At 58.0% G+C, this 250-nt stretch carries 1 protein-coding gene; it reads left to right on the top strand.

Going from position 1 to position 250, the window contains the following annotated elements:
* Window positions 1-65: 65 nt before the first annotated feature.
* Window positions 66-250, top strand: a 185-nt coding sequence (locus ACLFKU_RS44935) for a hypothetical protein (RefSeq protein ID WP_410853537.1), incomplete at its 3' end; no start/stop codon positions are given.

The raw sequence follows: 250 nt of genomic DNA, 5'->3' as shown, positions 1-250 counted from the left end.
GTCATGCGCAACGCCAATCCTGCCGTCCGGTCCGCTCGGTCACGTTCCCGAAATGACCGGTCACGTTGCCGAAATCCCCGGTCACGATCCCGAAACGGCCGGTCACGTTCATCCGAAATACGCAGTTGGGAAAGCGCATCGGGGCGACCATCAGACAGCTGGGTTACCCGACAAAGAATTCCCTGAAAGCCTGGCATCGCGAATACGAACGGTGTCATGATTTGCAGATCGGCTATGTTCGTTCCAGGCC

This window comes from Paraburkholderia sp. EG304 (genome assembly GCF_046543485.1).
Lineage (GTDB): Bacteria > Pseudomonadota > Gammaproteobacteria > Burkholderiales > Burkholderiaceae > Paraburkholderia > Paraburkholderia youngii.
Note: the sequence above shows the minus strand (reverse complement) of the source record. Positions and strands in the feature narration are given on the sequence as shown.